Source organism: Kribbella speibonae (assembly GCF_004331375.1).
In the GTDB taxonomy this organism is placed as follows: domain Bacteria; phylum Actinomycetota; class Actinomycetes; order Propionibacteriales; family Kribbellaceae; genus Kribbella; species Kribbella sindirgiensis.
This window is the reverse complement of record NZ_SJKC01000008.1, coordinates 123636-150299: the sequence shown is the minus strand read 5'-3', so window position 1 is coordinate 150299 and position 26664 is coordinate 123636. Positions and strand designations below refer to the sequence as shown.

Below are 26664 nucleotides of genomic sequence, written 5' to 3'. Positions count from 1 at the left end.
ACCGGAGGCCGACATGGCCTGATGAGCTGCAGAACAAGGCCGGGTATGCGATCTTCGTCGGCATGGGTTCGGGGTTGGGGTTGTGCCGCAGGTTCTACAGCGAGGTTGTCGGGCCGATCGTCGACGTGCCGCACAGTGCGGGGTTGATGGGGCGCGGGTCGGAGGTGCTCGGGTTCGACGACGACATGTCGACGGACCACAACTGCGAGGCCCGCGTCCTGTTGTTCGTCGAGGACGGTGTGGAGCTTCGGCTCGAGGTGCCCGACGCCTTCGAGGGGCGGCCGGCGCTGGTGGAGGTCCACACGCTGCGGCAGTATTTCCTGGATCAGTTGGGGTTCGACGTCGACGGCACGCTGACGCCCGAGGACTGGCTGACGTTTCCCGAGTCGATTCTGCGGCAGCACACGGCCGGGGGCGTCTTCCACGACGACCTCGGCCTCCAGGCGGTCCGCGATCGGCTCGCGTACTACCCGGACGACGTCTGGCGGTACCTGATGATCACCGCCTGGTGGCGTGTGCATCCGGAGATGAATCTCGTCGGCCGCGTCGGGTACGTCGGCGACGAGCTCGGGTCGACGTTGGTCGGCGCACAGCTCGTCCAGGATCTGATGCAGTTGTGCTTCCTGCTGGAGCGCACCTACGCGCCGTACTCCAAGTGGTTCGGTACGGCGTTCGCTCGCCTCTCCTGTGGTCCGGCGATCGGCCCGCTGCTCCGCGACGTACTCCGCGCGGAAACCTGGCAAGAGCGCGAGAGAGCGCTCTCTGCGGTCTACCGGGCCGTGGGGGAGTTGCACAACCGGCTCGCGATCACCGCACCTGTCGAGCTCGGCGTCGAGCGGATGTGGGACCGGCCGTTCGAGGTCGTCTGGGGTGACTTCCCTGGAGCGCTGTCCGCCGCGATCCAGGACCCGGAGGTACGCCGGATCGCGGACCGCTGGCCCGTCGGCGGGATCGATCGCGTGCGCAACCTGCTGTGGAAGGCCGGCGATCGCCGTCACCTGCTCGGGGTGCTCGACTCCCGGTAGAGCGCGATCAGGAGGTCGACGGCGGCCTGCGTCGCGGGATGCGGGTCCTCCCGATGCCAGATCAGGTGGACGTCGACCGGCGGCGCGTCCCGCAGCGGGCGGTACACCACCCCGTCCCGCCGGTACTGCGTCGTGGTCGCCTGGGGCGTCACGCCGACGCACCGGCCGGACGAGATCGCGGCCAGCCAGTCGTCGACGTCGTGGGTGAGCTCGATCTTCGGCCGTGCGTCCGCGGGCCACAGATCGACCGTGGTGCTCCCGGTACGGCGGTCGATGACGAGCGTGCGATCGCGCAGCTGATCGAGAGTGAGCGCTCTCTTGCGTGCCAGCGGGTCGTCTGCGGGGAGAACGCCGTACCGCCGTTCCTGTGTCAGCAGCACGTGCCCGAAGCGCCGTACCTCGAGCTGACTGCGCACGACCGCGAGGTCGCACAGGCCCTCGGCGAGCCCGCCGGTCGCGGTGTTGGTGCGGATCAGTTGCAGTTCGACACCGGGGTGCTCGGCCGCCCACTGCCGCTGGAACTCGCGGGTGCGGCTCCCGAACGCCGACCACGCGTGGCCGACCCGCAAACGGGTGTGACCGCTCGTTGCCTCGGTCACGAGTTCGTCGATCTCCGCGAGGATGTGCCGCGCCCGTGCGAGCACCCGGACGCCGGCGGTGGTCGGGGTGAGCGAACGACTGGTCCGGTGCAGCAGGCGGACGCCGAGTTCGCGTTCCAGGGCCAGCAGGTTGCGGGACACCGCGGCCTGCGAGATCCCCAGCTCGATCGCGGCGTCGGTGAAGGTGCCCGAGTCGACGATCTCGACCAGGCACCGCAGCTGCCGGATATCCATGACTCCAGCGTATAGATCGGCGGCCCGGTGCATTTTGCGCCAGCCGCTGCCGGGCGGACTCTCGTGATCGTGAGGCGAGAACGGTTGGTCGGTGTGGTGATGATGCTCGGGAGCGGGCTGTCGACGCAGGTCGGTGCGTCGGTGGCGGCGCTGGCATTCCCGGTGATCGGTCCGGCGGGCGTGGTGGCGATCCGGCAATGGGTCGCGGCGATCGTGCTGCTCGCGGTCGGAAGACCGCGGCTGCGATCGATCACGGCCCCGCAATGGCGCCTGGTCGTCGGGCTGGCGGCGGTCTTCGCCGTGATGAACCTGTCCCTGTACACCGCCATCGACCGGGTCGGCCTGGGGCTGGCTGTCACGCTCGAATTCCTGGGCCCGTTGGCCGTTGCGCTTCTGGGATCACGGCGCGTACTCGACCTCGTCTGCGCGTTGGTTGCCGCACCGGCCGTGGTTCTGCTGGCGCGGCCGCAGGCAACGACCGACTATGTCGGGATCGGGCTCGGTCTGCTCGCCGCGCTGTGCTGGGCGTTCTACATCCTGCTCAACCGGAAGGTCGGGCGAGAGTTGCCGGGCGCAACGGGTTCGGCCGCGGCGGCGGCGTTGTCGGGGCTCGCGTACGTCCCGATCGGCGTGGTCGTACTGCTGCATCATCCGCCGACGCTTGCCGCGGCGTCGTACGCGCTGGTGGCGGGTGTGCTGTCGTCCGCGGTTCCATTCCTCGTTGATCTATTGACGTTGCGCCGCGTCCCGGCGCAGTTCTTCGGCGTCTTCATGAGCGTGAACCCAGTACTCGCGGCGTTCGTCGGGCTCGTCGTACTGCAGCAGCAGCTGGCCGTGCTGGACTGGATCGCGATCTTCGTCATCGTTTCCGCGAACGCCGTGGCGATCTCCTTCGGTGGCGACGCGGCAGATCACAACCGGGTTCCAGTCGGTGGGTGCGATGTTGTTCACGGCGTGCCGGAGCTCGCGGTGACCCCGGCGTTCGGAAAGGTGTCGGCGGACGGGGAGCCACGGTCTTCCCGCGTGACACAGTGAAGGAACACGATGCGGAAGCTGGCAGCCCTCGCGGCCGTAGTGACGATGAGTGTTGGCGCCCTGACTGCCTGCTCGGGTGGCGACTACTGCGGTGACCTGAAGGGTTACGTCGACTCCTCGAAGGACCTCGACATCAAGAACGCCGATCAGGTCGGCAAGATGCTGGACCAGGCGAAGAAGGTCTCGAAGTCGGCGCCGGACGACATCAAGGACGACTGGAAGGTCGTCATCGACTACGCCGAGAAGGCGCAGGCGGCCAAGGGCGACACGAACAAGCTGGTCGAACTGGCGAAGGCTGACGGCGAGAAGATCACTCCGGCGATGCAGGCGATCAGCAAGCAGGCGAAGGACACCTGCAAGATCGACCTGCCGGGCGCCGGTAGCTGATCTGCCGTAGGCGCAGCCTGGTGGGACGGCTCTGCCCGTTCCGTCCCACCAGCGCGTGCCTCGGTTTCGCCCGGTAGTCCTGCCAGCCTGTAGCGTGAACATCGTGAAGCGCTCTCTCGCCGTTATCGCGACCATGGCCGCAACCGCAGGTGTGCTGACTGCCTGCACCGACGAGCAGGCGTACTGCGTGGACCTCGCCAAGTACGCCGCCAAGGCAGTCGACGTCGACCCGCAGAAGCCGGTCGACTACGTGAAGATCCTGGACGACGCCAAGAAGCTCCAGGAGTCCGCGCCGAAGGACGTGAAGGACGACTGGGGTGTCGTCGTCGCGTTCGCGGAGAAGGCCCAGAAGGCCGGTACGGACGCCACCCAGCTGGCCGAGCTGAGCAAGCAGACCGGCAGCGTGATGACGGCGTACAAGAACATCACCAGCCAGGCCAAGGACAGCTGCAAGGTCGACCTCCCGGCACTGAACTGATCAACTGATCGTTCCAATCGCCCGCTTCCCCCACGACTCTGTTCCACCAGCACCCGACCACGGGCTGAACCCGTGTTAGGTTCCCTTGCGAAGCCATACAACGGGACAGGTGAAACGGTGCCACTTCCTTCTTTGACCCCGGAGCAGCGTGCGGCCGCTCTGGACAAGGCCGCGGCGGCGCGGCGTGAACGAGCCGAGATCAAGAACCGGATCCGGCACTCGGGAGCGTCTCCGACGGAGGTGCTCCACGAGGGGCAGAAGAACGACGTCATCGGCAAGATGCGGGTCAGCCAGCTGCTGCAGTGCATCCCGGGCGTCGGCAAGGTCCGCGCGCAGCAGATCATGGAGCGCGCGGGGATCTCGGAGACGCGGCGGGTGCGCGGCCTCGGCTCGAACCAGATCGCCGCGCTCGAGCGCGAATTCGCCGAGTGAGCCAGACCGAAATCCGCCCCGGCTCGTTGGACACTGGTGTGACGATGACCACGCACTCGCAGAATGTTCCGAACGCGCCGGGACCGGCCGACGACGGCCCGGCGCGGCTGACCGTGCTGGCCGGACCGACCGCGGTGGGCAAGGGGACGGTCGCGGCGGAGATCCGCGAGCGGTTCCCGGACATCTGGATCTCGGTGTCCGCGACCACCCGCAAGCCCCGGCCGAACGAGGTGCACGGCGTGCACTACCTGTTCGTCTCCGACGCCGAGTTCGACCGGATGATCGCCGACGGCGAGTTGCTGGAGTGGGCGGTGGTGCACAAGGCGGCCCGCTACGGCACGCCGAAGCAGCCGGTCCTCGACAAGCTCGCCGGCGGGCGGCCGGCCCTGCTCGAGATCGACCTGCAGGGCGCGCGTCAGGTCCGCGAGACGATGCCGGAGGCCCAGTTCGTGTTCCTGGCGCCGCCGAGCTGGGACGAACTGGTCCGCCGGCTGGTCGGCCGCGGCACCGAGACCCAGGAGGAGCGGGAGCGCCGCCTGGAGACCGCCGTACTGGAGCTGGCGGCCGAGAAGGAGTTCGACGTGACGATCGTCAACGCCTCGGTTCGGGAGGCTGCCGATCAGTTGGTAAAGTTGATTCGATCACCCTCCATCTCTGGAAAGAGCTGACCTTGTCTGGCAACCAGCCCGTCGCCATCGGCATCACCTCCCCGCCGATCGACGACCTGCTCACCCGCACCGACTCCAAGTACAAGCTGGTGCTGTACTCGGCCAAGCGCGCGCGGCAGATCAACGCCTACTACTCGCAGCTCGGCGAGGGCCTGCTGGAGTACGTCGGACCGCTGGTCGAGACGCACGTCCAGGAGAAGCCGCTGTCGATCGCGATGCGCGAGATCAACGAGGGCGTGCTGACCTGCACCGACATCGACCCCGAGGCCGAGGCGGAAGCGGCGGCCGCGGAGAAGTCCGAGTAGTCACCTAGAACAGACGACCGGGAACGGAGTCCGCGCAGATGTCCGCAACCGGTGACCAGACCCCCGGAACCGAGCATGGTCCGGGGGCTGACGTCGTTCCCAAGCACCGGCCCAACGTGGTGCTGGGCGTCGGCGGCGGGATCGCGGCGTACAAGGTCTGTGATCTGCTCCGCCGGCTGACCGAGTCCGGGCACAGCGTGCGGGTGGTGCCGACGGCGGCCGCGCTGGAGTTCGTCGGCGCGGCGACCTGGGCGGCGCTGTCCGGGCAGCCGGTGACCGCCGATCCGTTCGACAATGTGCAAGAGGTGCCGCATGTCCGGATCGGCAAGGCGGCCGAACTGGTCGTGGTGGCGCCCGCCACCGCGAACCTGATCGCCAAGGCCGCCCACGGGCTCGCCGACGACTTGCTCACGAACACCCTGCTCACGGCGCGCTGCCCGATCCTGTTCGCGGCCGCGATGCACACCGAGATGTGGGAGCACCCGGCGACCCAGGCGAACGTCGCGACGCTGCGCGCCCGCGGGATCACGGTCCTCGACCCGGCCGTCGGGCGCCTGACCGGCGCCGACACCGGCCGCGGCCGGCTGCCGGAGCCGTCGGAGATCTTCGCGATCAGCCAGCTGATGCTCGCCGACGAGGCCGCCCGCGCGGCCGGCCAGTCGGTCGCCGACCTGACCGGCAAGCATGTGCTGATCAGCGCCGGCGGGACCCGCGAGCACCTCGACCCGGTGCGGTACCTGGGCAACTCGTCGTCCGGTAAGCAGGGCTACGCCCTGGCCCGGATCGCGGCCGCCCGCGGCGCCAAGGTCACCCTGGTCGCGGCGAACTCCGAGCTGCCCGACCCGGCCGGCGTCCAGGTCGTCCCGGTCACCAGCACCCGCGACCTGTACGACGAGATCACCGGGCGGGCCGCCGACGCGGACGCGATCGTGATGGCCGCCGCCCCGGCCGATTTCCGCCCGGCCGATGTCGCGGAGCACAAGATCAAGAAGACCGCCGACGGCTCGGTGCCCGCGGTCAGCCTGATCCAGAACCCGGACATCCTGCAGACGATCTCGCACGACCGGTCCCGTACCGATCAGGTGATCGTCGGGTTCGCCGCCGAGACCGGCGACGCCGACCACACCGTCCTGGAGCTAGGTCGCGCCAAATTGGAACGCAAGGGCTGCGACCTCCTGGTCGTCAACGATGTCTCCGGCGGCAAGGTCTTCGGCAGCGACGTCAACGAGGCCGTCATCCTCGACCGCGACGGCAACGCCCTCCCCGTCCCCTCGGGCAGCAAAGACGCCCTGGCCGGCGTCATCTGGAACCTCGTCGCCACGCACTGGTCGTGACCACGGTCCGACCGGCCACCGAGGATGACGTACCGGCGTTCCTACAGTTGGCCGGTGAGGTCGAGCACTGGTTCGGTCCGATGGTCGCCGAGCCGGGCTTCCATCGGGCGCTCCACAAGCACATCGCCGACGACCGCGCACTGGTGGCGTCGGACGCGGATCAGTTGGCTGGAGCGGTGCTGTTCGGTGGGGCGTCGCCGCGGTTCGCGGTGCACTGGCTGGTGATCTCTGAGCAGGCGCGCGGCCGTGGTGTCGGGCGGCAGCTGATGGACGCGGTGATCGACCGGCTCACCGTGGGCCGAGGGCTCGCCGAGGGAGACGTCGTCGAGGTCGTGACCTTCGGTGCGGATCATCCGGGGGCGGTGACCAGCGGGGCGCGCGTGTTCTACGAGCGGCTCGGGTTCGTGCCGGCCGAGCCCGCGGAGGACGGTCCGGAGGGCGGTTCGCGGCAGGTCTTCCGCTTCAGGACCTAGTCGAAGCTCAGCGGCAGTGGGGCTCGGAGGCTGATGCTGGTGATGCCGTAGGTGAAGCCGAGGTGTTCGTTGAGGCGGCGCATCGCGTCGTTGCCGCGCTGGGTCCAGGTGTAGATCTCGGTGATGCCGTGGTCGGCGGCCCACGCCATGCTGGTGCGTTTGAGGGTCGCGGCGACCGACTTGCCACGCCATTCCCGGCGTACGGCGGTGTAGGCGACCTCCGCGCGCTCCGGGCGATCGGAGTCGAGCATCAGGCCCGCGACGCCGATCGCCTCGTCACCCGCGACGGCGACGAACATCGCGGCCGGATCGTTGATCCACTCCTTCTCCCACTCGTCCGCGGAAACCTTCAGCGCGCTCGGATGGTCCATGTCCGGGAACGTCGGCAGCGCGACCTGGTGGTAGGCCGCGGCCCACAGCTCCGGGCGTTCGGCGACCGACACGATCGTGTACTCCGTCGGCGGCGCCGGCCACGGCTCGTCGCCGATCTGCCGTACCTGTTCGACCTCCCGATTCGCTTCCTTGAAGCCGAACCGCTCGGCGAACAGCCGGGACTCCTCGTCGTCGACACTCGCCCCGGCCATGTCATAGCCCTGGGCAACGGCATGCTCGGCGAGCACCCGCAGCAGGGCGGTGCCCACTCCGCGGCGGCGGAAATCCGGGTGCACCCGCGGCATCAGCGCTTCCCGCTCGCCGTCGCCGGAACGATCGGCCATCCCGCTGCCGACCACCTCACCGCCGACCTCGGCCAGCACCATCAGCCGGCCGGGGCGGTCGAGTTCACGCAGTTCGGCGAGAGTCGGGCAGCGCTCGTACGGCAGCACCGCGATCCGCACCGCGCGCCAGGCTTCGTAGTCGGCGTCGGTGATCGCGGTCCGGATGGTCGTGGTCATGACGTCAGCTTGCCTCACCTCGCCGCAAACGGCTCCGGATTTTGCAGAGGACAGAAGCTGTCCGCTTTCCCTCCTAGGCTGAGCGTATGGAGATCACCTGGACGGCCGTGGTGGCGCGGCGGATGCGGCGGCACTTCCTGACCGAGGCCGCGGAGACGCCCGTTGACGCCGTCCGGGCGATGTGCGGGGCGCATGCGCAGATCGCGGCCGCGGGTGACGTGTCCGTGGCAGTGCGCGTTGACGGCGCGAACCGGGAGTCGGTGCAGGGCGACGAAGGGCTGGTGAAGACGTTCGGTCCGCGGGGGACCGTGCACCTGTTGCCGCTCGACGACCTGCCGATGTGGACCGGTGCGCTGTCGGCGCTGCCAGGGGGCGGCCAGCAGCCGGAACCGATCCGGATGACGCCGGACGAACTCGACCAGGTCGTGGCCGCGATCGGTGAAGCACTCGCCGACGCCGACCTGACCGTCGACGAGCTCACGGAGGAGGTCGTACGGCGTACCGGTGAGTGGGCGCGGACGCCGACGATCCCGGCGTTCCAGGGCGCCTGGGCCCGCTGGCGACAGGCGGTGTACCTCGCGGCGCATGCCGGCGTCCTCTGTCACGGGCCGATGCGCGGCCGACTCACGACGTACTCGAATCCGCATCGGCTCCGCCCGTTCGAGCCGATGCCCGCGGAGAAGGCGCTCACCGAGCTCCTGCACCGGTATCTGTACTCCTACGGTCCGGCGACACCGCAGCAGTTCGCCCGCTGGCTGAGTGCGACGCTGACCACGGTCAAGCCGTACTTCGACGGTCTGCCTCAGGTCCTGCTGAACGGGGAGATCGCATACGTCGCGCCTGGCGACGACGAGTTTCCCGACGAGCGCGCGGAGGGTGTCCGGCTGCTGCCGTACTTCGATGCGTACGGCGTCGGCAGCTACCCGCGCGAACTGCTCTTCCCGGGGAAGGCGTTCGAGCGGGCGACCGCCCGCGGCCAGGCCGGGAACTATCCGCTGCTGCTCGTCGACGGCATCGTGGCCGGTGTCTGGCACCAGAAAAAGGCGGGCCGGAAGCTGCAGGTCACGGTCGAGGCGCTGACCCCGCTGAACCGGCGCCGCCGCGCTCTGCTGGACGCCGAGGTGGACCGGTTGGCTGCGATCCTTGGTTGTGCGCCGTCGCTCACACTCGGCGACGTGACGGTCGGCCCGCACGCCTGAACCAGGGCCGATCGTCCAGAATGTGATCAGGAATCTCGTATCCTGGATGAATTCGGAGCGTCACCGGGACGCGGGTGGAAACTGCTGGCATACTTCCCAAGATGCATCGCCAACCGCCGGTGCATGGGGGGATCGTGCGGCTGTGCCAACGCGCAACCGGGCGGCACAAGAGGAATCCGAGGGAGAACTGTGGCGAGGCGCCTTTTCACGTCCGAGTCCGTGACCGAAGGTCACCCGGACAAGATCGCTGACCAGATCAGCGACTCCATCCTCGACGCGTTGCTGGCCGAGGACCCGAAGAGCCGGGTCGCGGTCGAGACCCTGATCACCACGGGTCTGGTCGTCGTCGCGGGTGAGGTCACCACGACGGCGTACGTCGACATTCCGGGGATCGTGCGGTCGCGCATCCTCGAGATCGGCTACGACTCGTCCCTGAAGGGTTTCGACGGCGCGTCCTGTGGGGTGCAGGTCGCCATCGGAAGCCAGTCCGCGGACATCGCGCAGGGTGTCGACACGGCGTACGAGACGCGTTCGGACGCGTCCCAGGACGCACTGGACCTGCAGGGGGCAGGCGACCAGGGACTGATGTTCGGCTACGCGTCCAACGAGACGCCGGAGCTGATGCCGCTGCCGATCACGATCGCGCACCGGCTGTCCGAGCGGCTCGCCGAGGTCCGCAAGAACGGCACCCTGGCGTACCTGCGGCCGGACGGCAAGACCCAGGTCACGGTCGAGTACGACGGTGACAAGGCGGTCCGGATCGACACCGTGGTGGTGTCCAGCCAGCACGCGGCGGACATCAACCTGGAGTCGATGCTGACGCCGGACATCAAGAAGCACGTCGTCGACCCGGTGCTGGAGCAGTTCGACATCGACGCGGCCGACTACAAGCTGCTGGTGAACCCGACCGGCCGGTTCGAGATCGGCGGCCCGATGGGCGACGCCGGGCTGACCGGACGGAAGATCATCATCGACACGTACGGCGGCATGGCGCGGCACGGTGGTGGCGCGTTCTCCGGCAAGGACCCGTCGAAGGTGGACCGGTCGGCGGCGTACGCGATGCGCTGGGTGGCGAAGAACATCGTCGCGGCCGGGCTCGCGGACCGGGTCGAGTGCCAGGTCGCGTACGCGATCGGCAAGGCCGCGCCGGTCGGCTTCTACGTCGACACGTTCGGCACCGAGAAGGTCGACGTCGGCAAGATCGCCGACGCGGTCCGGGAGGTCTTCGACCTGCGCCCGGCCGCGATCATCCGCGACCTGGAACTGCTCCGGCCGATCTACGCCCAGACCGCGCGGAACGGCCATTTCGGCCGCACCGGCGGGGACTTCACCTGGGAGCGCACAGACCGCGTCGAGGCCCTCAAGGCAGCGGTCAGCAAGTAGTTGTCCACAGCGGGTCGGCAGTGCGTCAGCGCACTGTCGGCCCGCTGCTCTAGCATTCCTCAGTGACATCGAACGGAGATTCGCCGGAGCAGCTGACGCTGCTGCGCGACACCGTTCGCAAGTCCCGCACCAAGGAACCGGCCGAGATCACCACGACGTTGCCGGTGGCCCGGATCGCGGTCGACGTCTCGCTCCCGCATCTCGACCGGCCGTTCGACTATCTCGTGCCGGACGACCTGGCCGCGGCCGCGCAGCCCGGTGCCCGGGTGAAGGTGCGGTTCGCCGGCAAGGACCTCGACGGGTTCGTGCTGGAGCGGCTCGACGCGTCGGACCACGACGGCAAGCTGGTCCGGCTCCGCAAGGTCGTGTCACCCGAGCAGGTGCTGACGCCGGAGATCGCGGACCTCTGCCGGGCGGTCGCCGATCGGTACGCCGGGGTGCTCGCGGACGTGACGCGGCTCGCGGTCCCGCCGCGGCACGCGAAGGTCGAGGGCGAGTCGTTGCGCTGCGATCAGCCGCCGCGCCCGCCGGTGTCGACGTCCCGGTCGGAGTGGGCGCCGTACCCCCCTGGCTTTCTGGACGCGGTCGCACGGGGCGAGGCGCCGAGGGCGGTCTGGACCGCAGTGCCGGGTGCTGACTGGCCGCTCGCCTTCGCTCAGGCCGCGGCCGCGGCGTCAGGGCGGGGCGCGCTCCTGTTGGCTCCGGACGCCCGTGATCTCGAGCGCCTCGCGGCCGCGTGCGCCGAGGTGCTGGGGGAGTCCGGGTTTGTCACGTTGTCCGCGGATCTGGGTCCGACGGCCCGCTATCGGGCGTTTCTGTCCGCGTTGCACGGCCGTGCGCGGGTGGTGATCGGGACGCGGGCGGCGGCGTTCGCTCCGGTGACGGATCTCGGGCTGGTGGCGATGTGGGACGACGGCGACGAGTCGTACGCCGAGCCGCGCGCGCCGTACCCGAATGCCCGGGAAGTCCTGCTGCTGCGGGCGTTCCGGCAGAAGTGCGCGGCGTTGCTCGGTGGGTACGCGCGGTCCGCGGAGGCGGCGGCCGTGCTGGAGTCCGGGTTCGCGCACGAGCTGATCGCGGACCGGAAGGTGACGCGGGCGGCGGCGCCGTCGGTGCACATCGCGGGGGAGTCGGACATCGATCTGGCGCGCGACCCGTCGGCGCGCGCGGCGCGGTTGCCGTCCCGGGCGTTCGAGATCGCGCGCGAAGGCCTGCGGACCGGGCCGGTGCTGGTGCAGGTGCCGCGCGCGGGGTACTTGCCGAGTTTGGTGTGCCAGACCTGCCGGGCGCCTTCGCGGTGCTCCACCTGCGGCGGGACCTTGCGCCGTACCGGGGGATCGGGGCCGGCCAGCTGCAGCGTGTGCGGCCGTCCGGCGGCGGATCACCGGTGCCCGGAGTGCGGGGACACCCGGATGCGGGCGGCGGTCATCGGCGCACGTCGTACGGCGGAGGAACTCGGGCGCGCGTTCCCCGGGATCGTGGTGCGGACGTCGGGCGGCGACAACGTGCTCGATGTCGTACCGGACGCGCCGGCGCTGGTCGTCAGCACACCGGGGGCCGAGCCGGTGGCCGAGGGCGGGTACAGCGCGGCGCTGCTCCTCGACACCTGGCTGATGCTCGCCCGCCCCGACCTCCGGGCGGCTGAGGAGGCGGTACGCCGTTGGTTCAACGCCGCCGCTCTGGTTCGGCCGGCAAGTGCCGGCGGGATGGTGATCCTGGTCGGCGACCCGTCGGCGCTGCCGCTGCAGGCGATCGTGCGGTGGAGCCCCGAGGGGTACGCCGCTCGCGAGATCGAGGAACGCCGTACCGCCCGGCTCGCTCCGGCCGCCAAACTCGCCGAACTCACCGGCCCGGCCGAATCGGTCAACGACCTTGTCATGCGCCTCCGCGACCTGATGCCGCCGTCCGCCGGACTCGAGGTCCTCGGGCCGGTCGACCTCGACGACGAAACCGTCCGGGCCGTCGTCCGGACTCCGCGGGCCCACGGGACCACGCTCGTCCGCTCCCTGAAGGAGTCCCAGTCGGCGCGCACCACCAAGAAGAACCCCGGCACGGTCCGGATCCAGGTCGACCCACCGAGCTTCGGCTAGCGGCGGGACGCGGCTCTCGTTGCGGCTGCGGTCGAGGTGAAGTACTCCGACGGCTCGAGGAACCACCACTCGTCGAACGGCACGCCCTTGAGCAGGTCGCGCCGGTAGCCGAAGCACACCAGGTAGAGCGGCCTGATGTACATCACGCCTTCGAGTCGGTCGAGTTCCTCGTCGGTCAGCTCGACGTGCTTGCGGTACGCCGTGACGACGGCGTCGACGCGCTCCTGGTTCGTGCTTCGCGAGGGAGCCCAGTTGCCGGTTCCCCACAGCAGGAAGGCGAGGTCGGCCAGCCGCGGTCCACGCCCGGACGCCTTCCAGTTGATTGCCACCGGCCCGTTCTTGCCCATTACGGCGTGATCGGGAGCGTGCAGGAGATTGCCGTGCAGCAGGCCCTCGGGCAGACCGTCGCCGTCGTCCGCGGAGCGCACCTGGTCGCGCAGCCGCTCGAAGCGCTCGCGGTCGGCTGCCGCGACCTTCGTGTCCACGGCGTCGAGAAAGGCCAAGCCGGCCAGCAGATCTTGCCTTGGCGTCCCCATCCGGCGGGGGTCCTCACCGCTGGCCCCACCCGGCCGGCTGACCGACTCGTCGAACGGCAACGCGTGCAGCCGTCCGAGCAGATCGGCCATGATCGCGAACCCCTCGCCGTCCGGAAGCGGGGTGTTGTCGACGAACTCGGTGACGAGCACCGCGCCCCCGTCGAAGTCGGACACCGCGTCGTCGACCGCGAGACGTTCCGCGGGGTAGTCGTGCTGCTCAAGGAATCGCAGGACCGCGGCGTCGCCCTCGACATCCGCGCGCGGCCGAGCGGGCGGGAACGCGCGCGCGATCCACGGGTCGCCGTCGTTCCGGTCGATGCGGAACACGTACGTCTTGTGCACGCTGAGCTTCGTCGCGGCGGTCGCGTCGATACCGTAGCGATTCCGAAGATGCGCGAGCAGCCGATCGGCGTCCGGTTCGTGGTAGATGCGGTCGCCCAGACCCACGAGGTCGGTGAGCGCCTCGGTGTAGCGCTGACCGGTTTCCTGGGCGTGCCGCCGTACGACCTTCTTGAAGTTGCTGTCCTTGGTCATGCCGTCGTCGCGAGTGTTGTGGAGGCGGAGAGCAGTTGGCTGCCGAGTGACGTTCGGTGATAGAGAACGGTGCGGCCGTCGCGGCGGGACGCGACGACGCCGGCGTTGCGGAGGATGCTGAGATGGACGCTGAGCGTGGGGGCTGTGACGCCCAGCTGGTGGGCGAGATGCGTGGTGGACATCGGCAGGTCTAGGTGGCTGACGATCGCGGCTCTGGTGCGGCCGACCAGGTCGGCGAGGGGTGAGTCCGTGGTGTCCTGGCGGTCCTCCCACAGCCGGCCGAGGCCGCGCGGCGGGTAGGTGATGGTCGGCACGTGCGGTGCGCCCGTGACGGCGAGCCCGGCCGGCCAGGTGAACACGCACGGCACCAGCAGCAGACCCTGCCCGGTCATCGGTTCGCCGTCGCAGCAGAACGGCCGGTCGATCTCGACGCGGTCGCCGGCGTACTTGATCGACGGATGCAGGTTGCGGAACAGTCGCTCGATCCCGCCGCTCGCCAGCTCGTCCAGCCGGAACGCGAGATCCTCCTGCAGCAGCGATCGCATCCGCCGCCAGTCCGGCTCGATCGCCCGGCGCCAGTACGTCTCGAGCGCGGTGGTGATCAGGTCCAGCGCCTTCGCCGGGTGCGCGATCAGCGCGGGCAGCACCGGGTCCGGGTTCTCGGCGTACAGCTTCCTGAGCTCGGCGGCGACCAGGGCGTGCGGTGTCGCGGTGATCGCGGCGAGGCCCGACTCCAGACTCGTCGACCGGCGCGGCGGGGCCGGGGTCAGGAAGTCCGGGATGTAGCCGTCCGGCGGAATGAGGGCCCTGAGCAACGTCAGGTCGTCGCCCTCGATCGTCGGCCGGACCTTCTGCAGCCACGGCCCGTGCACGCTGCGCGCGGTGTTGTTGCTCAGCGCTCGCACACTCGTCACGGCCTCCCAGACCGGCGACAGCGCGAACCGGATCCGTCCGATGTCCCCAGCGGTCAGCCTGATCGTGATCACCGGGCCAGATTAGCCCTGAGCCTAATCGTCGACAACACCGCTGCAGGCCTGGACAGTTGACCCATGAGCGCAATCGCCGTTGGCAACCCCACGCCCACCGCACTGCCGCGGGCCTTCTGGGCGTTGTGGGTGTGCCAGCTGGTCAACCGGCTCGGCAGCTTCGTGCAACCGTTCCTCGTGCTGTACCTGACCCAGGACCGCCTCCTCTCCGCGGGTACGGCGGGTGCCGTCGCGGCCGCGGTCGGCGCCGGATCGGTCTGCGCGCAACTCGTCGGCGGCTGGTTGTCCGACCGGGCCGGGCGCCGGGTGACGATGCTGATCTGCTTCTTCGGCACCGGCGGCGCGCTGATCCTGCTCGGATCCGCCCGGTCGATGGTGCTGATCTGGGTGACCGCCTTCCTCGTCGGCCTGCTGGGCGACCTGTTCCGCCCGGCGGTCCAGGCGACGGTCGCGGACCTGCTGCAGCCGACCGAGCGGGTCCGCGCGTACGGCCTCCTGTTCTGGGCGATCAACCTCGGCTTCTCCGTCTCGACCGTCAGCGCCGGCGTGCTCGCCTCCTTCGGGTACGGCCTGCTGTTCTGGGTGAATGCCGCCACCTCGGTGATCGCCGGTCTGGTGATCTGGACGATGGTGCCGGAGAGCCGCCCGGCGCCCGAGGACGACTCGGCCGGGCGGGCGCTGCTGCCGGTGGTCGCACGCGACACGGTGTTCCTGCTGATGATCCTGATCCAGATCGGCTACGCGACCATCTACATGCAGGGCTACTCGACGTTGCCGCTGGCAATGGCGGGCGACGGTCTGTCGTCCCGGACGTACGGGCTCGTGATCGCGTTGAACGGCGTGGTGATCGTGCTCGCCCAGCCGTTCCTCGGCCGCTGGATGGCGAAGCTCGACCGGCCGAAACTGCTCGCCTGCTCGATGCTGGTGGTCGGGCTCGGGTTCGGCCTGGGAGCGCTCGTGGACACCTGGTGGGGCTACGGGATGTCAGTGGTGGTGTGGACGCTCGGGGAGATCGGATTCGCCGCGGTCATCGGCGCGGTGTTCGCCGATCTCGCACCGATCGACCTGCGCGGGCGCTACATGGGCCTGTCCGGTATGGCGTTCGGCGTCGGCACCGTGATCGGTCCGCTGGCCGGCACCAACGCCCTCGAGCACCTCGGCCCGACCGCGACGTGGCTGGGCTGCGCCGTACTCGGTGTCGCGATCTTCATCGGCCAGTACTCACTGGCTCCCGCGTTGCACGCCCGCGCCGAGTCGAACGCGGCGACCGCATGAGGTGAGCGGTCGCGATCGTCACCGCGACGACCGCGACCGCCACCCAGACCGCGCGGTCGAGCGTCGCCGGGTGCCGCAGGAAGATCGAGCCGAACGCCGCGACCCCGAGCGTTCCGCCGAACTGCTGCACCGCGTTCAGCAGCCCGGCCGCGGACCCGGTCTCGTGCGGTCCGACCCGGTGCAAGGCCTCCGTGAAGAACGCGGTCGTGAACAGTCCGACGCCTACTCCGCCGACGGCGAGCGCGGGCGGGAGCGCGTACGGCGCGGCCGCGAGACCGAGGAGCAGTACGCCGAGTCCGACGTACATCAAGCGGGATCCGAGTCGCGTGACCAGCCATTGGCCGGCGACGAGCGACGCGATACCGGTGGCCGCGGACCACGGCAGCAACGCGAGGCTCGAGCGCATCACGCTGTGGTGCAGGGTCAGTTGCTGATGCAGTACGACGACCAGGGTCAGGCCGCTCATCACCGCGAAGAACAACGTCGAGGTGACCAGTGCGGGCGCGAATCCGCGGTGTGCGAACAGGCTGACCTCGATCAGGGCCTTGCGCAGAAGACATAGCGCGAGCAGCACGACGCCGGCTGCCAGCAGGTACCAGTCGCGGGACTGCAGGATCGGGTAGACGACGAGCGCCGTACCGCCGGTGAGCAGCAGGGTTCCGAGGATGTCGATCCGTGGGGGTTGCGGCGATGCGGATTCGGGGAGCAGGTGCGACAGGGCGAGTACGGCGATACCGAGCGGGACGTTGACGAGGAAGACGACTCGCCAGGAGCTGGCGTCGGTGAGGAAACCACCGAGTAGCGGGCCTGAGATACCGGCCAGGCCCATCACCGGGCCGATCGTGCCGAGCGCCTTCGAGAGGGCGCTGCCTGTGAAGCTCGACCTGATCAGGCCGATGGTTTGCGGGATCACCAGAGCGGCCGAGGCACCTTGGACCGCGCGGAACCCGATCAGCTCGCCGGGAGCCGTCGCGAGTGCGCAGGCGGCCGACGTCAGGACGAAGACCGCCACACCGATGCGGAACAGGCGCCGACGGCCGAAGCGGTCGCCGAGTCGGCCGCCGGTGATCAGCAAGGCGGCGAACGGCAAGGTGTACGCCGCGCTGAACCACTGGATGTCCGCGGTGCGGCCGCCGAGGTCGGTGTGGATCACGGGCGCCGCGACTTGGACGATCGTCGCGTCGAGCAGGTTCATCGCCTCGGCGACCAGGAGGGCGATCAGGCCGATCCATCGTTTGTTGGTCATGTCATCACCATCAGCTTGGGGCTGATGATCTTCCATTCAGCGGACGGATCTTGCTGGAATATTCCATACACGGCTGTCTGGGGCGATGATCGTCACCATGGTGGATGCGATCGACCGGGCTCTGGTACACGCGCTGCAGCTGGACGGCAGGGCGCCGTACAGCCGGATCGGGGAGGTGCTCGGCGTGTCCACGCAGACGGTCGCGCGGCGGTTCAATCGGCTGCGGGCCGAGGCGGGGCTGCGGGTGATCGGCCTGCCGGATCCGGAGCTCGCGGGGCGGTCGCAGTGGCTGCTCCGGCTGACCGCGGTTCCGCATGCGGCGCAGGATCTTGCGGGGGCACTGTCGCGGCGGTCCGACACGAGCTGGATCAAGCTGGCGTCCGGCGGTACGGAGATTGTGTCGATCGTGCACGCGACGCAGTCCGACGGGAACGCGCTCCTCCTGCACGACATCCCGCGGACGGCCGGCATCACCTCGGTGTCGGCCCACTACCTGCTGCATCTGTACGTCGGCGGGCCGACCGCCTGGCGCGGCCGCGCGAAAAGCCTCACCCCAGCTCAAGAGAGCGCACTCAGAAGCTCCCGAGCGCCGGGGGTCGGGACGGGAGCGGCCGCCGGGACTCCGGGACGTGGTGCGGTGCGGGCGTTGGATGTGGGGGATGGGAAGTTGCTGGCGGGGCTGGGTGCGGATGGGCGGGCTACGCATGCGGAGCTTGCGGTGCGGACGGGGTGGTCGGCGGCGACTGTTGCGCGGCGGATGGAGGAGTTGCAGGGGAGTGGTGCGATCTACTTCGACGTGGACGTCGACCCGGGCGCGCTCGGCTTCACCACGAGTGCGATGTTGTGGTTGTCCGTGCCACCCGCCCACCTCGACGCGGTCGGTCGCGCGCTGGCCGGGCACGACGGACTGGGGTTCGTCGCCGCGACGACCGGCCGGACCAACCTCGTCGCGCAAGCGATCTGCGCGAGCCCGAACGCCCTGCACACCTACCTGACCGAACGCGTCGGCGCGATCGAACACATCACCGCGATCGAGACCGTCCCGGTCCTTCGGACGGTGAAAGCCGCCGCGCCGTTCGCGCCGGGTCTCGTAGGGTTGCCGGTATGAGTGAGCGGACGATCGACGCAGTGGTCTTCGACATCGGCGGGGTCCTCCTGGACTGGAGCCCGACGTACCTGTACGCCGAACTGATCCCGGACGAGGAACAGCGGACGCACTTCCTGACGAACGTGGCCACGCCGGCCTGGAACCACCAGCAGGACGAGGGCCGTCCGTGGGCGGAGGCAGTCGCCGAGCTGACCAGCCTGCACCCAGAGCACGCCGAGTGGATCGAGGCGTACGACACCGGCTGGCTGAAGATGGTCAAGGGCGTGTTCGAGGACACCGCCGCGGTCGTCACCGAGCTCCAGTCGCTCGGCGTACCGACGTACGCGTTGACGAACTTCTCCGGCGAGAAGTGGGAGGTCGCCAAGGAGGCGTTCCCGATCCTCACCCGTTTCGACGGGGAGGTCGTGTCCGGCGTCGAGCAGACGGTGAAGCCGGACGAGAAGATCTACCGCATCCTGATCGACCGCTTCGCGCTGAACCCGGCGCGCACGTTCTACACCGACGACATGGCATACAACGTCGACGGCGCCCGCGCGGTCGGACTCGACGCCGAGGTCTTCACCGGTGCCGCGGACCTGCGGACCCAGCTGCGTGAACGCGGCCTGCCACTACAGTGATTGCGTGACTTCGGTACCAGAGGATCGCTCGCCCGCGATCGGGGACGTGGACCGCAACGCCGCTGTGGAACGCGTCCAGGCGGCGTACACCGGGGGATACCTCTCGCACGACGAGCTGGAGGAGCAGCTGCACCAGGTGCTGGCCGCCAGAACCCGTCAGGATCTCGAGGTCGCCGTCGCCGCGCTTCCGGCCGAGGAGCCGGGCCGCTCTGCGACCATCGGCGCCTCGGCCGGCCGGATCGTACGGCGGGGCGTCTGGCGGGTGCCGCGGCATCTCAAGGTCGAATCCATGCACGGGCGGGTGCGGCTGGACCTGTCGCAAGCACAGTTCGAGCACGGGGACGTCGACATCGACCTCAACGTGATGCACGGCGGGGTCAAGATCACGCTGCCGCGGGACGCGGTCGTCGACTTCGACGCGGTGCACACCGAGTGGAAGGACACCCGCTACAAGCCGTCGCGCGCCTCGAGCGGCGACGGTCCGCGGGTCCGGATCACCGGGGTGATGGGCTTCGGTCGCCTGAAGATCCGGCACGCCCGCCGCTAGCGCGCTGGTTGGCGAGGTAGCGCGCTTTCTTCTGGCGGTTCCCGCACGTGTTCATGTCACACCATCTGCGGGTGCGACTCTGGCTGGTGTCGAAGAACGCGGCTTGGCAGGTCGGTGACGCGCACAGGGCCAGTCGTCCGTCCCGTTCGCCGGCGATGATGCTGATCGCGTCGGCAGCGATCACGCTGAGGGCGTCCTCAACGGAAGCCGAGCCCAACTGCCATCGGCGCTCGCCCTCGGCCGTCAGAACCGCCGCGGCCCGACCCTGAACGCTGCGGTCGTTGATGACCTGGACCGCCGCCGCAGGAAGCGCGTCCTGGATTGCGGCCGCTGTCGCCGCGGCATGGATCGACTCCCTCAGCTCCCGAGCGAGGTCGAGTTGCGCAGGCGTGCAGGACTCCACGTCGAGTCCGCTCACGGCCAGCCAGTCGACGAGTCGCTTCGGCGTCGGAATGCGCTCCACCGCAGTCCCGTGACGCTCCGACAGAGTGCCCGTGAAGCTGGTCGCCAGCACGCTGCCGAGGCGGAAGTCGGGGAACCCATCAGACATGGAACCACCTTAGCCGGTTGCGACCCACCTCGAGGCATGACAAGGTGGAACCACCTAAGACGGTTCCAGGAGGTCTCATGACCAGCGACGTACAGGCATTCGAAACCCGTGCATCTGACGCCGACCTGGACGAGCTGCGCGCACGATTGGCTGCGGCGCGGCTGCCCGAGGCCGAGACGGTCCTCGGCGCCGCTCCCGGCCCGCGCCGCTGGGATCAGGGCGTTCCGCTCGCCGACCTTGTCGAGCTCGTGGACTACTGGCGCACCGGGTACGACTGGCGATCGTTCGAGGAGCGCCTGCACCGGATCGGCCAGTTCCGCACGACCATCGACGGACTGGGAATCCACTTCCTGCATCGCCGGTCCGCGCGTGCGGATGCCACCCCGCTGATCCTGACGCACGGCTGGCCGGACAGCATCGTCCGGTTCCTCGATGTCATCGACGAGTTGGCAGATCCGACGGAGGTCGACGCGCCCGCGTTTCACGTCGTGGCGCCGTCGCTGCCGGGCTTCGGGTACAGCGACAAGCCGGCCACCACCGGGTGGGGAGCCGAGAAGATCGCGTCCGCCTGGGTGGAACTGATGGGAAGGCTCGGCTACGGCAAGTTCCTGGCGCACGGCGGCGACTGGGGAGGCAACATCACCACGGTTCTCGCCGGCAGATTCCCGGATCAGGTTCTCGGCATCCACACCACGTTCGCGGAGGGGCCGCCCGGGCTGACGACGGACGGACTGACGGCGGTCGAACGCGAATGGGCCGAAGACACCCACGATTTCTGGCGCCACCGCGCGGCGTACGCGAAGCAGCAGGCGACCCGGCCGCAAACGATCGGTTACTCGCTCGTCGACTCGCCGGTCGGGCTTCTCGCCTGGATCGTCGACAAGTTCGCCGAGTGGTCGGACACCGAGGACAGCCCGTTCGAGACGATGTCCAGAGACAGGGTTCTCGACGACGTCACGCTGTACTGGCTGACGCGGACCGGCGCCTCGGCCGCCCGGATCTACTACGAGAGCCACAACTCGCTCGACCCAGACCTTCGGGTCGACGTTCCGTCGGCGATCACTGCCTATCCCCGCGACGTCGAGAAGTGCCCGCGTCCGTGGGCGCAGGAGCGCTACCGGCAGATCGTTCGCTGGCGGCTGGCCGAGGCCGGCGGACACTTCCCGGCATTGGAGGTTCCGGACTACTTCGTCAAGGACCTCCAGGACGGTCTTGCGGCAGTGCTGGCCTCAGAGCGCGGCTGAGATGGTTTCGGTGTACGTCGGGGTGCTCGCGAGGTACGCCGCTTCGACGTAGACCGTGCTGTCCTGGCACGTCATCGGAGTGAGCGCGACGCCGGGTTTGGCGGCGTACAACCGTTGTGGGGTGGAGAGACCGGAGCGCCAGCGGTTGATCTGATAGGTCTCCTCACCGCTCGAGCCGACTGTCCTGGTCTCCCACAGGATCCAGTTGCCGCAGGCAAGGATGGTGTCGGTGACGACCGTGCCAAGCGGGCGGGCGGGGGAGTCGCCGGACTCCCGGACGTACGCCTTGCTCTGGTACTGGTCCGGGTCCGCGGCGCCGACCTCGGACCACACCGTCGCACCGCGCACCGTCGCGCCGCTCCACTGGATGCAGTTGGTTGCTGCGGGCACCGGTTGGACGGCGCCGCCGGCCAGCGGAGCGGTCAGGATCCGCTTGCAGCGGCGGGCGGTCTCCGGCGCGATGATCTCGCTGAATGTCACCGTGTCGGCCGACACCACCGGGTCGGCTATGTAGCCGGGGGCCGCGACGCAGGTGACGGTGCGGGACTTCAGCGTCGCGAGATCGGCGACGATCAGGCAGGAACGGTTCTTCGCGTCGGTCGAGCTGTAGGCGAACGTACCGTCGTACGCGCCGATCTCCGGCTCGGACACCGGCGGCAGCGCGGTCGGAGCGGTGGCCTTACCCGTCGCGAGGTCGTAGCGCAGCACCTTGATCTGGGGGTCGGGGCCGTCGGAACGGATGTCCTCGATCAGCGCCCAGCGGTCGTCGATCACGACGGGGGACTGGGCGACGAAGCCGGCCGCGGGCACATGCCGTACGACGACCTTCTTGCCGGCGCGGTCCGTGATGGTCGTCGTACCGGCTTCGTCGCTGCCCCGAGTCACGACGTACTTGCGTTGCTGGGTGACGAGGTGCTGGCCGTCGACCGGTTGCCGCAGGACGTTCGCCCACGCTGGCAGCGCCGTACCGGTGTCTCCTGGCCGCGTCGGCGTCGGTTTAGGGGTGCTGGTTGGTGACGGGGTGCTCTCCGGTGGGTTGGAGGAGCAGCCCGCCACGGTCAGGAGCAGAAGGGTGCCAACAGCAACCGTACGACGACGCATCACAGCCCGATGTTCTTGAAGGAGTTGGCCAGGGTGGCGTTGAACAGGGCGCTGGCGGGGATGTTCTTCGGGCCGTCGGTCACGTTGCCGCGGCTGTTGAAGCGGCGCTCGTTGAACACCTCGAAGATCGCGATCGTGCCCTTCGCCTTGTCGTAGCCGCGGCCGACCTGGTAGTGCCCGCTGTGGTTGAAGGCGAGGTACGGGAAGTATCGCTTCAGCAGCTGCACGTGCTCGATCACCGGCGCCTTGTACACGCCGAGGTGCTTCTGGTGCACGGTGAAGAAGGTCTGCGTGTTCCAGTCCGCGACGTTCTGCACGATGTACGTGCCGGCGGACTTGGGCCACGCGGTCTTCAGGTTCGTCTGCTTCACCATCGCGGAGATCGCCGTACCGGACGTGGTCGAGCCGAGGTCCTTCGCCCAGGACGCCTGGGTGTCCTTCTGGTTGTCGTCGGCCCAGTCGATGGACTGGAAGGTCGCGGGACCGCACCAGTACCCCTTGTCCTGCGAGGTCTGGAAGCCCTTCATGATGTACGCCGAAGCGGGCGCGACCACCGGCGCCACCGGAGTCGACGGGGACGAAGTCACCGGAGTGGACGGACCGAGGGTAGGAGCAGTCCTGGTCGGCGTCGGAGTCGAAGTCGGCGTTGATGTCGGTGTCGGTGCCGGAGGGGCCTCGGGTGTGGGCTCCGGGTTGGGCGGTGGGGTTTGGGTTTCGGCGAGTTCGCGGAGTTCGCGGGCCTTCTCGCGGCCGTTCCAGGCGGCTTGCATCTCGTCGAGTTCCGCGGTGACACGCCGGCTCTTCGGCAACGCGGCACGCTCCGCGACGAACGCGGCCGGGGTCAGATCACCGGTCGCGATGTCCTGCTCTGTGCCGGTCTCGTCCGCGGCGCGCAGGGTCGGCTCGGTCATCAGGGCGTGCCGCTGGGCGCCGGTCGGCACCTGGCTGACGAAGCCGAGGCCGAGGCAGTAGTTCTCGGTGTCGAGCTTGAAGCACCGGAGCATCGAGGCGGCCTGCGCCGAGGTGTCGGCCGACCGGAGCTGCACATCACCCGGCGAGCTCTCCGTGACCTGCCGCACCACGTCACTCCACGACCTCGCCACACCATCACTGGGGGCCGCAGGGGTCGGAGCAGAGGTAGGCGGAGCTGTGGGCGGCGCCGTGGGTGGTGCGGTGGGTGGTGCGGTGGGTCGAGGTGTGGCGGGACCGGCGGGGTCGCGTGGTTGGTAGGCCTGGGCGGTGAGGGGTGCCTGGGCGAGCAGTGCACCCAGGAGGATCAGAGTCGCCCCCCGTGCTGCTGTGAGCATTGGGTCTCCCGAGCGGCGTGTGACGGCAGTGACTGAGGGTACGCCTGGGACCACAGTACGTGCTTGTGGCAACAAACGGGAGGGGCCTCCCCTCGGGAATCCGCCTGACAGGCCCCGTAGACTTGCCCGGTCCAGGTCCGTGGAGTGCTGTGGAGAGTCTGTGTCGGTCCAACCCATCCGCCTGTTCGGCGACCCCGTGCTGATCACCAAGGCCGACCCGGTCGTCGACTTCGACGCCGAGCTGCGCCGCCTGGTCGCGGACCTCACCGACACCATGCAGGACGCGCCGGGATCGGGTCTGGCCGCGCCGCAGATCGGCGTCGGCCTGCGGGTGTTCACATACCACGTCGAGGGCGAGCTCGGGCACCTGATCAACCCGGAGCTGACGCTGTCGCTGGAGGAGCAGTTCGGCCCCGAGGGCTGCCTGTCGATCCCCGGCCTGACCTTCGACTGCCGCCGCGCCCAGTCGGTGATCGCCAAGGGTTTCAACATGTACGGCGACCCGGTGGTGATCGAGGGGTCGGACCTGCTCGCCCGCTGCATCCAGCACGAGACCGACCACCTGGACGGCGTCCTGTTCGTGGACCGGCTCGACCGCGAGACCCGCAAGCAGGCGATGAAGGCGATCCGCGAGTCCGACTGGTCCGGCCTGGGCGGCCCGCCGCAGCTCAAGGTCTCGCCGCACCCGACGAACGGATTCGGACTGTGAGAGTCGTCTTCGCCGGTACGCCGGAGCCAGCTGTCACCGCGCTCGAGGCGATCGTTGCCAGTCGCCACGAACTGGTCGGGGTCGTGACCCGCCCGGACGCGCCCGCCGGTCGTGGACGCAAGCTCGTGGCGTCGCCCGTCGCGCAGTACGCGGAGGAGATCGGCGGGATCGAGATCCTGAAGCCGGTCAAGCCGAGCGACCCCGAGTTCCTGGCCCGGCTACGGGAGATCGCGCCGGACTGCTGCCCGGTCGTCGCGTACGGCGGGCTGCTGCCGCAGGCGGCGCTCGACATCCCGGAGCACGGCTGGATCAACCTGCACTTCTCGGTGCTGCCCGCGTGGCGTGGGGCCGCGCCGGTGCAGCACTCGATCATCGCGGGCGACGACGTGGGCGGGGCGAGTACGTTCCGGATCGTGAAGGCGCTCGACGCCGGCCCGGTGTACGGCGTACTCACCGAGCCGATCGGTCCCGAGGACACGTCCGGTGATCTGCTCCACCGGCTCGCGGTGTCCGGGTCGAAGTTGCTCGTCGACACGCTCGACGGGATCGAAGCCGGTGTGCTGGAGGCCCGCGAGCAGCCGGCCGACGGGGTGACGCTGGCGCCGAAGCTCACGGTCGAGGACGCCGAGCTGGACCTGAACGCGCCGGCGCAGCGCGTCGATCGGCTGGTACGCGGGTGCAACCCGGCGCCCGGGGCATGGACGACGTTCCGGGGCGAGCGGCTGAAGGTCCTCGCCGTACGGCTGACCGACGACGAGCTGAAGCCGGGCGAGCTGCAGGCGACCAAGTCGAGTGTGAAGACCGGCACCGGCAGCAAGGCTGTCGAGCTCGTCACGGTCCAGCCGCAGGGCAAGAAGCCGATGGCCGCGGCCGACTGGGCGCGCGGTATCCGGCTCACCGATGCGGACCTCCTCGGTGGCTGATCGGAACGCGCGTAATCGGGCGCCGCAGCGGCGTCCGGATCCGGTACGGCGGGTGGCGTACCAGGTCATCCGGCAGGTCACCGCTGAGGGCGGCTACGCGAACCTCGCGCTCAACAAGGCCCTCCGCGACGCGCGACTCGGTGGGCGCGACGCCGCGTTCTGCACCGAGCTGGTGCACGGCACGCTGCGCTGGCAGGGCACGTACGACGTGTTCCTGGCGCGGTGCGTCTCGCGTCCACTCGCGGACCTCGACCCTGAACTCCTGGATGTGCTCCGCCTCGGCACCCATCAGCTGCTCAACATGCGCGTGGACTCGTACGCCGCGGTCGACGAGATGGTCACGCTGACCCGGTCCGAGCTCGGGCAGAAGCGTACCGGCCTGGTGAACGCCGTCCTCCGCAAGATCAGCCAGCGCTCGCTGGACCAATGGATCTCCACGACCGCGCCGCACCCGGACGATGATCTCCTCGGTTACCTGGCGATCGCCGAAGCACATCCGCGGTGGGTGATCGAGTCCTTCGACCGTGCACTCACCGCTGGGCCGGGCGCCGCGCCGGCGGGTGAGGCTGCGAACGAGCTGGAGCGGTTGCTGGTTGCCGACAACGAACCACCTCGGGTCACGCTGGTTGCTCGGCCTGGACTGGCCGACGTGGATGAGTTGGTGGCTGCGGGCGCGACGCCCGCGCGGTGGTCGCCGTACGGCGCGGTGCTCGACGGCGGTGGCGATCCGGGCCGGATCGCGGCGGTCGCGACCGGGCGGGCCGGCGTCCAGGACGAAGGGTCGCAGCTGGTCGCGATCGCGCTGGCGTCGGCGAAGGTCGACGGCGACGACGCGAACTGGCTCGACCTGTGCGCGGGACCGGGCGGCAAGTCCGCACTACTGGCGGCCCTCGTACATGACGGTCAGCTGACCGCTGTCGAACCGCTGAAACACCGCGCTGACCTGGTGCGCCAGAACTTGCGGGCGATCCCTGGCAACCACAAGGTGCTGGTCGGCGACGGGACGAAGCCGACGTGGCCGGAGGGTTCGTTCGACCGCGTGCTGGCCGACGTCCCGTGCAGCGGCCTGGGTGCGTTGCGCCGCCGTCCGGAAGCGCGCTGGCGCCGTACGCCGGAAGACGTCGAGGAGTTGCGCCCGCTCCAGGAGGCGTTGCTCGACTCGGCGATCACGTCGGTCCGGCCGGGCGGCGTGGTCGCGTACGTCACGTGCTCGCCGCATCCCGACGAGACCCGCGCGGTGGTCGACGCCGTCCTGGGGCGCCGCGACGACGCGACCCTCGAGGACGCGCGGCCGCTGTTCCACGGCGTACCGGACTTGGGCGACGGACCTGACGTCCAGCTCTGGCCGCACCTGCACGGTACCGACGCGATGTACCTGGCGCTGATCCGCCGCCCGTGATCCGGACCTGCTGTCACGCGCTATCGGCCGAACGGTCATGATAGTGA

At 69.5% G+C, this 26664-nt stretch carries 28 protein-coding genes; 20 read left to right on the top strand and 8 right to left on the bottom strand.

Going from position 1 to position 26664, the window contains the following annotated elements; genetic code table 11:
- Nucleotides 1-62 precede the first annotated feature (62 nt).
- Entirely contained in the window at nucleotides 63-1025 is a 963-nt protein-coding gene (locus E0H92_RS39615; protein WP_131499932.1) for a DUF4037 domain-containing protein, read from the top strand.
- On the opposite strand, the gene E0H92_RS39610 is transcribed toward E0H92_RS39615, so the two are convergent.
- The gene (locus tag E0H92_RS39610; protein ID WP_131463266.1) at nucleotides 995-1858 is read right to left on the bottom strand and encodes a LysR family transcriptional regulator; all 864 of its coding nucleotides are present in this window, start codon (nucleotides 1856-1858) and stop codon (nucleotides 995-997) included. The genes E0H92_RS39615 and E0H92_RS39610 overlap by 31 nt on opposite strands.
- Before the next feature lie 69 nt (nucleotides 1859-1927).
- Between E0H92_RS39610 and E0H92_RS39605 the strand changes: the two genes are divergently transcribed.
- The 8 genes from E0H92_RS39605 to E0H92_RS39570 all read left to right on the top strand — a co-directional run bounded on the left by E0H92_RS39605 (nucleotide 1928) and on the right by E0H92_RS39570 (nucleotide 6970).
- Nucleotides 1928-2893 carry an EamA family transporter gene (locus E0H92_RS39605; RefSeq protein WP_238173802.1) on the top strand — a complete coding sequence of 322 codons (966 nt, stop codon included), beginning with the start codon at nucleotides 1928-1930 and terminating at the stop codon, nucleotides 2891-2893.
- A gap of 9 nt (nucleotides 2894-2902) precedes the next feature.
- Nucleotides 2903-3280, top strand: a complete 378-nt coding sequence (locus tag E0H92_RS39600; RefSeq protein WP_238173801.1) for a hypothetical protein — start codon at nucleotides 2903-2905, stop codon at nucleotides 3278-3280.
- Nucleotides 3281-3383: 103 nt separating this feature from the next.
- Nucleotides 3384-3758 (top strand): hypothetical protein, encoded by a 375-nt coding sequence (locus E0H92_RS39595; protein WP_238173800.1) that lies wholly within the window; start codon nucleotides 3384-3386, stop codon nucleotides 3756-3758.
- A 117-nt stretch (nucleotides 3759-3875) separates the two neighbouring features.
- Nucleotides 3876-4190 (top strand): integration host factor, actinobacterial type, encoded by a 315-nt coding sequence (mihF, locus tag E0H92_RS39590; protein WP_131463267.1) that lies wholly within the window; start codon nucleotides 3876-3878, stop codon nucleotides 4188-4190.
- A 44-nt stretch (nucleotides 4191-4234) separates the two neighbouring features.
- Nucleotides 4235-4858, top strand: coding sequence for a guanylate kinase (gene gmk / locus E0H92_RS39585; RefSeq protein WP_131463268.1), 624 nt, complete (start codon nucleotides 4235-4237; stop codon nucleotides 4856-4858).
- A 2-nt stretch (nucleotides 4859-4860) separates the two neighbouring features.
- Complete coding sequence (rpoZ, locus tag E0H92_RS39580; RefSeq protein WP_130388473.1) at nucleotides 4861-5163, top strand: DNA-directed RNA polymerase subunit omega; 303 nt, start codon at nucleotides 4861-4863, stop codon at nucleotides 5161-5163.
- A 116-nt stretch (nucleotides 5164-5279) separates the two neighbouring features.
- Nucleotides 5280-6497 carry a bifunctional phosphopantothenoylcysteine decarboxylase/phosphopantothenate--cysteine ligase CoaBC gene (gene coaBC / locus E0H92_RS39575; protein ID WP_131500089.1) on the top strand — a complete coding sequence of 406 codons (1218 nt, stop codon included), beginning with the start codon at nucleotides 5280-5282 and terminating at the stop codon, nucleotides 6495-6497.
- Entirely contained in the window at nucleotides 6494-6970 is a 477-nt protein-coding gene (locus E0H92_RS39570; RefSeq protein WP_202874071.1) for a GNAT family N-acetyltransferase, read from the top strand. The genes coaBC and E0H92_RS39570 overlap by 4 nt, the downstream gene beginning before the upstream one ends.
- Here the strand turns inward: E0H92_RS39570 and E0H92_RS39565 are convergent.
- The gene (locus E0H92_RS39565) at nucleotides 6967-7863 is read right to left on the bottom strand and encodes a GNAT family N-acetyltransferase (RefSeq protein ID WP_131499931.1); all 897 of its coding nucleotides are present in this window, start codon (nucleotides 7861-7863) and stop codon (nucleotides 6967-6969) included. The two genes, E0H92_RS39570 and E0H92_RS39565, sit on opposite strands and share 4 nt — an antisense overlap.
- A gap of 86 nt (nucleotides 7864-7949) precedes the next feature.
- On the opposite strand from E0H92_RS39565, the gene E0H92_RS39560 reads away from it, so the two are divergent.
- The 3 genes from E0H92_RS39560 (at nucleotide 7950) to E0H92_RS39550 (ending at nucleotide 12535) form a co-directional block, all read left to right on the top strand.
- Nucleotides 7950-9062: a winged helix DNA-binding domain-containing protein gene (locus E0H92_RS39560; protein WP_131463271.1), complete on the top strand. Its 1113-nt coding sequence runs from the start codon at nucleotides 7950-7952 to the stop codon at nucleotides 9060-9062.
- 189 nt (nucleotides 9063-9251) lie between these two features.
- Nucleotides 9252-10445: a methionine adenosyltransferase gene (gene metK, locus E0H92_RS39555; protein ID WP_131463272.1), complete on the top strand. Its 1194-nt coding sequence runs from the start codon at nucleotides 9252-9254 to the stop codon at nucleotides 10443-10445.
- A gap of 62 nt (nucleotides 10446-10507) precedes the next feature.
- Complete coding sequence (locus tag E0H92_RS39550; protein WP_131499930.1) at nucleotides 10508-12535, top strand: primosomal protein N'; 2028 nt, start codon at nucleotides 10508-10510, stop codon at nucleotides 12533-12535.
- Here the strand turns inward: E0H92_RS39550 and E0H92_RS39545 are convergent.
- Together E0H92_RS39545 and E0H92_RS39540 are read right to left on the bottom strand one after the other, a co-directional pair.
- Nucleotides 12532-13605, bottom strand: a complete 1074-nt coding sequence (locus E0H92_RS39545; protein ID WP_131499929.1) for a phosphotransferase enzyme family protein — start codon at nucleotides 13603-13605, stop codon at nucleotides 12532-12534. The genes E0H92_RS39550 and E0H92_RS39545 overlap by 4 nt on opposite strands.
- A complete protein-coding gene (locus E0H92_RS39540; RefSeq protein WP_131499928.1) occupies nucleotides 13602-14591 on the bottom strand; it encodes an ArsR/SmtB family transcription factor in 990 nt (329 codons plus the stop codon). Before E0H92_RS39540 ends, E0H92_RS39545 begins: the two co-directional genes overlap by 4 nt.
- 63 nt (nucleotides 14592-14654) lie before the next feature.
- On the opposite strand from E0H92_RS39540, the gene E0H92_RS39535 reads away from it, so the two are divergent.
- Nucleotides 14655-15866 carry an MDR family MFS transporter gene (locus E0H92_RS39535; protein ID WP_131499927.1) on the top strand — a complete coding sequence of 404 codons (1212 nt, stop codon included), beginning with the start codon at nucleotides 14655-14657 and terminating at the stop codon, nucleotides 15864-15866.
- Here E0H92_RS39535 and E0H92_RS39530 read toward each other — a convergent pair.
- Nucleotides 15799-17112 (bottom strand): MFS transporter, encoded by a 1314-nt coding sequence (locus E0H92_RS39530; protein WP_131499926.1) that lies wholly within the window; start codon nucleotides 17110-17112, stop codon nucleotides 15799-15801. The genes E0H92_RS39535 and E0H92_RS39530 overlap by 68 nt on opposite strands.
- An 85-nt stretch (nucleotides 17113-17197) precedes the next feature.
- On the opposite strand from E0H92_RS39530, the gene E0H92_RS39525 reads away from it, so the two are divergent.
- From E0H92_RS39525 to E0H92_RS39515, 3 genes are read left to right on the top strand one after another with little or no spacing between them, the layout of a single operon-like run.
- Nucleotides 17198-18220, top strand: coding sequence for an Lrp/AsnC family transcriptional regulator (locus E0H92_RS39525; RefSeq protein ID WP_202874070.1), 1023 nt, complete (start codon nucleotides 17198-17200; stop codon nucleotides 18218-18220).
- Nucleotides 18217-18837 carry an HAD family hydrolase gene (locus E0H92_RS39520; RefSeq protein ID WP_131499925.1) on the top strand — a complete coding sequence of 207 codons (621 nt, stop codon included), beginning with the start codon at nucleotides 18217-18219 and terminating at the stop codon, nucleotides 18835-18837. Before E0H92_RS39525 ends, E0H92_RS39520 begins: the two co-directional genes overlap by 4 nt.
- Nucleotides 18838-18841: 4 nt before the next feature.
- Complete coding sequence (locus E0H92_RS39515) at nucleotides 18842-19384, top strand: DUF1707 SHOCT-like domain-containing protein (protein WP_131499924.1); 543 nt, start codon at nucleotides 18842-18844, stop codon at nucleotides 19382-19384.
- Here E0H92_RS39515 and E0H92_RS39510 read toward each other — a convergent pair.
- The gene (locus tag E0H92_RS39510; RefSeq protein ID WP_131499923.1) at nucleotides 19332-19934 is read right to left on the bottom strand and encodes a CGNR zinc finger domain-containing protein; all 603 of its coding nucleotides are present in this window, start codon (nucleotides 19932-19934) and stop codon (nucleotides 19332-19334) included. The two genes, E0H92_RS39515 and E0H92_RS39510, sit on opposite strands and share 53 nt — an antisense overlap.
- 77 nt (nucleotides 19935-20011) lie before the next feature.
- Here E0H92_RS39510 and E0H92_RS39505 point away from each other — a divergent pair, with 77 nt between their 5' ends.
- Entirely contained in the window at nucleotides 20012-21178 is a 1167-nt protein-coding gene (locus E0H92_RS39505; RefSeq protein ID WP_131499922.1) for an epoxide hydrolase family protein, read from the top strand.
- On the opposite strand, the gene E0H92_RS39500 is transcribed toward E0H92_RS39505, so the two are convergent.
- Both E0H92_RS39500 and E0H92_RS39495 read right to left on the bottom strand, forming a co-directional pair.
- A complete protein-coding gene (locus E0H92_RS39500; protein WP_238173813.1) occupies nucleotides 21164-22279 on the bottom strand; it encodes a hypothetical protein in 1116 nt (371 codons plus the stop codon). The two genes, E0H92_RS39505 and E0H92_RS39500, sit on opposite strands and share 15 nt — an antisense overlap.
- The gene (locus tag E0H92_RS39495) at nucleotides 22279-23358 is read right to left on the bottom strand and encodes a C39 family peptidase (protein WP_238173798.1); all 1080 of its coding nucleotides are present in this window, start codon (nucleotides 23356-23358) and stop codon (nucleotides 22279-22281) included. The genes E0H92_RS39500 and E0H92_RS39495 overlap by 1 nt, the downstream gene beginning before the upstream one ends.
- A gap of 388 nt (nucleotides 23359-23746) precedes the next feature.
- Here E0H92_RS39495 and def point away from each other — a divergent pair, with 388 nt between their 5' ends.
- Genes def through E0H92_RS39480 form a run of 3 tightly spaced genes read left to right on the top strand, consistent with a single transcriptional unit; the run spans nucleotide 23747 to nucleotide 26617 of the window.
- Nucleotides 23747-24295: a peptide deformylase gene (def, locus tag E0H92_RS39490; RefSeq protein WP_131293902.1), complete on the top strand. Its 549-nt coding sequence runs from the start codon at nucleotides 23747-23749 to the stop codon at nucleotides 24293-24295.
- Nucleotides 24292-25218 carry a methionyl-tRNA formyltransferase gene (fmt, locus tag E0H92_RS39485; protein WP_131463283.1) on the top strand — a complete coding sequence of 309 codons (927 nt, stop codon included), beginning with the start codon at nucleotides 24292-24294 and terminating at the stop codon, nucleotides 25216-25218. Before def ends, fmt begins: the two co-directional genes overlap by 4 nt.
- On the top strand, nucleotides 25196-26617 hold the full coding sequence (locus E0H92_RS39480; RefSeq protein WP_131499920.1) for an RsmB/NOP family class I SAM-dependent RNA methyltransferase: 1422 nt from the start codon (nucleotides 25196-25198) through the stop codon (nucleotides 26615-26617). The genes fmt and E0H92_RS39480 overlap by 23 nt, the downstream gene beginning before the upstream one ends.
- The last annotated feature ends 47 nt before the right edge of the window (nucleotides 26618-26664 follow it).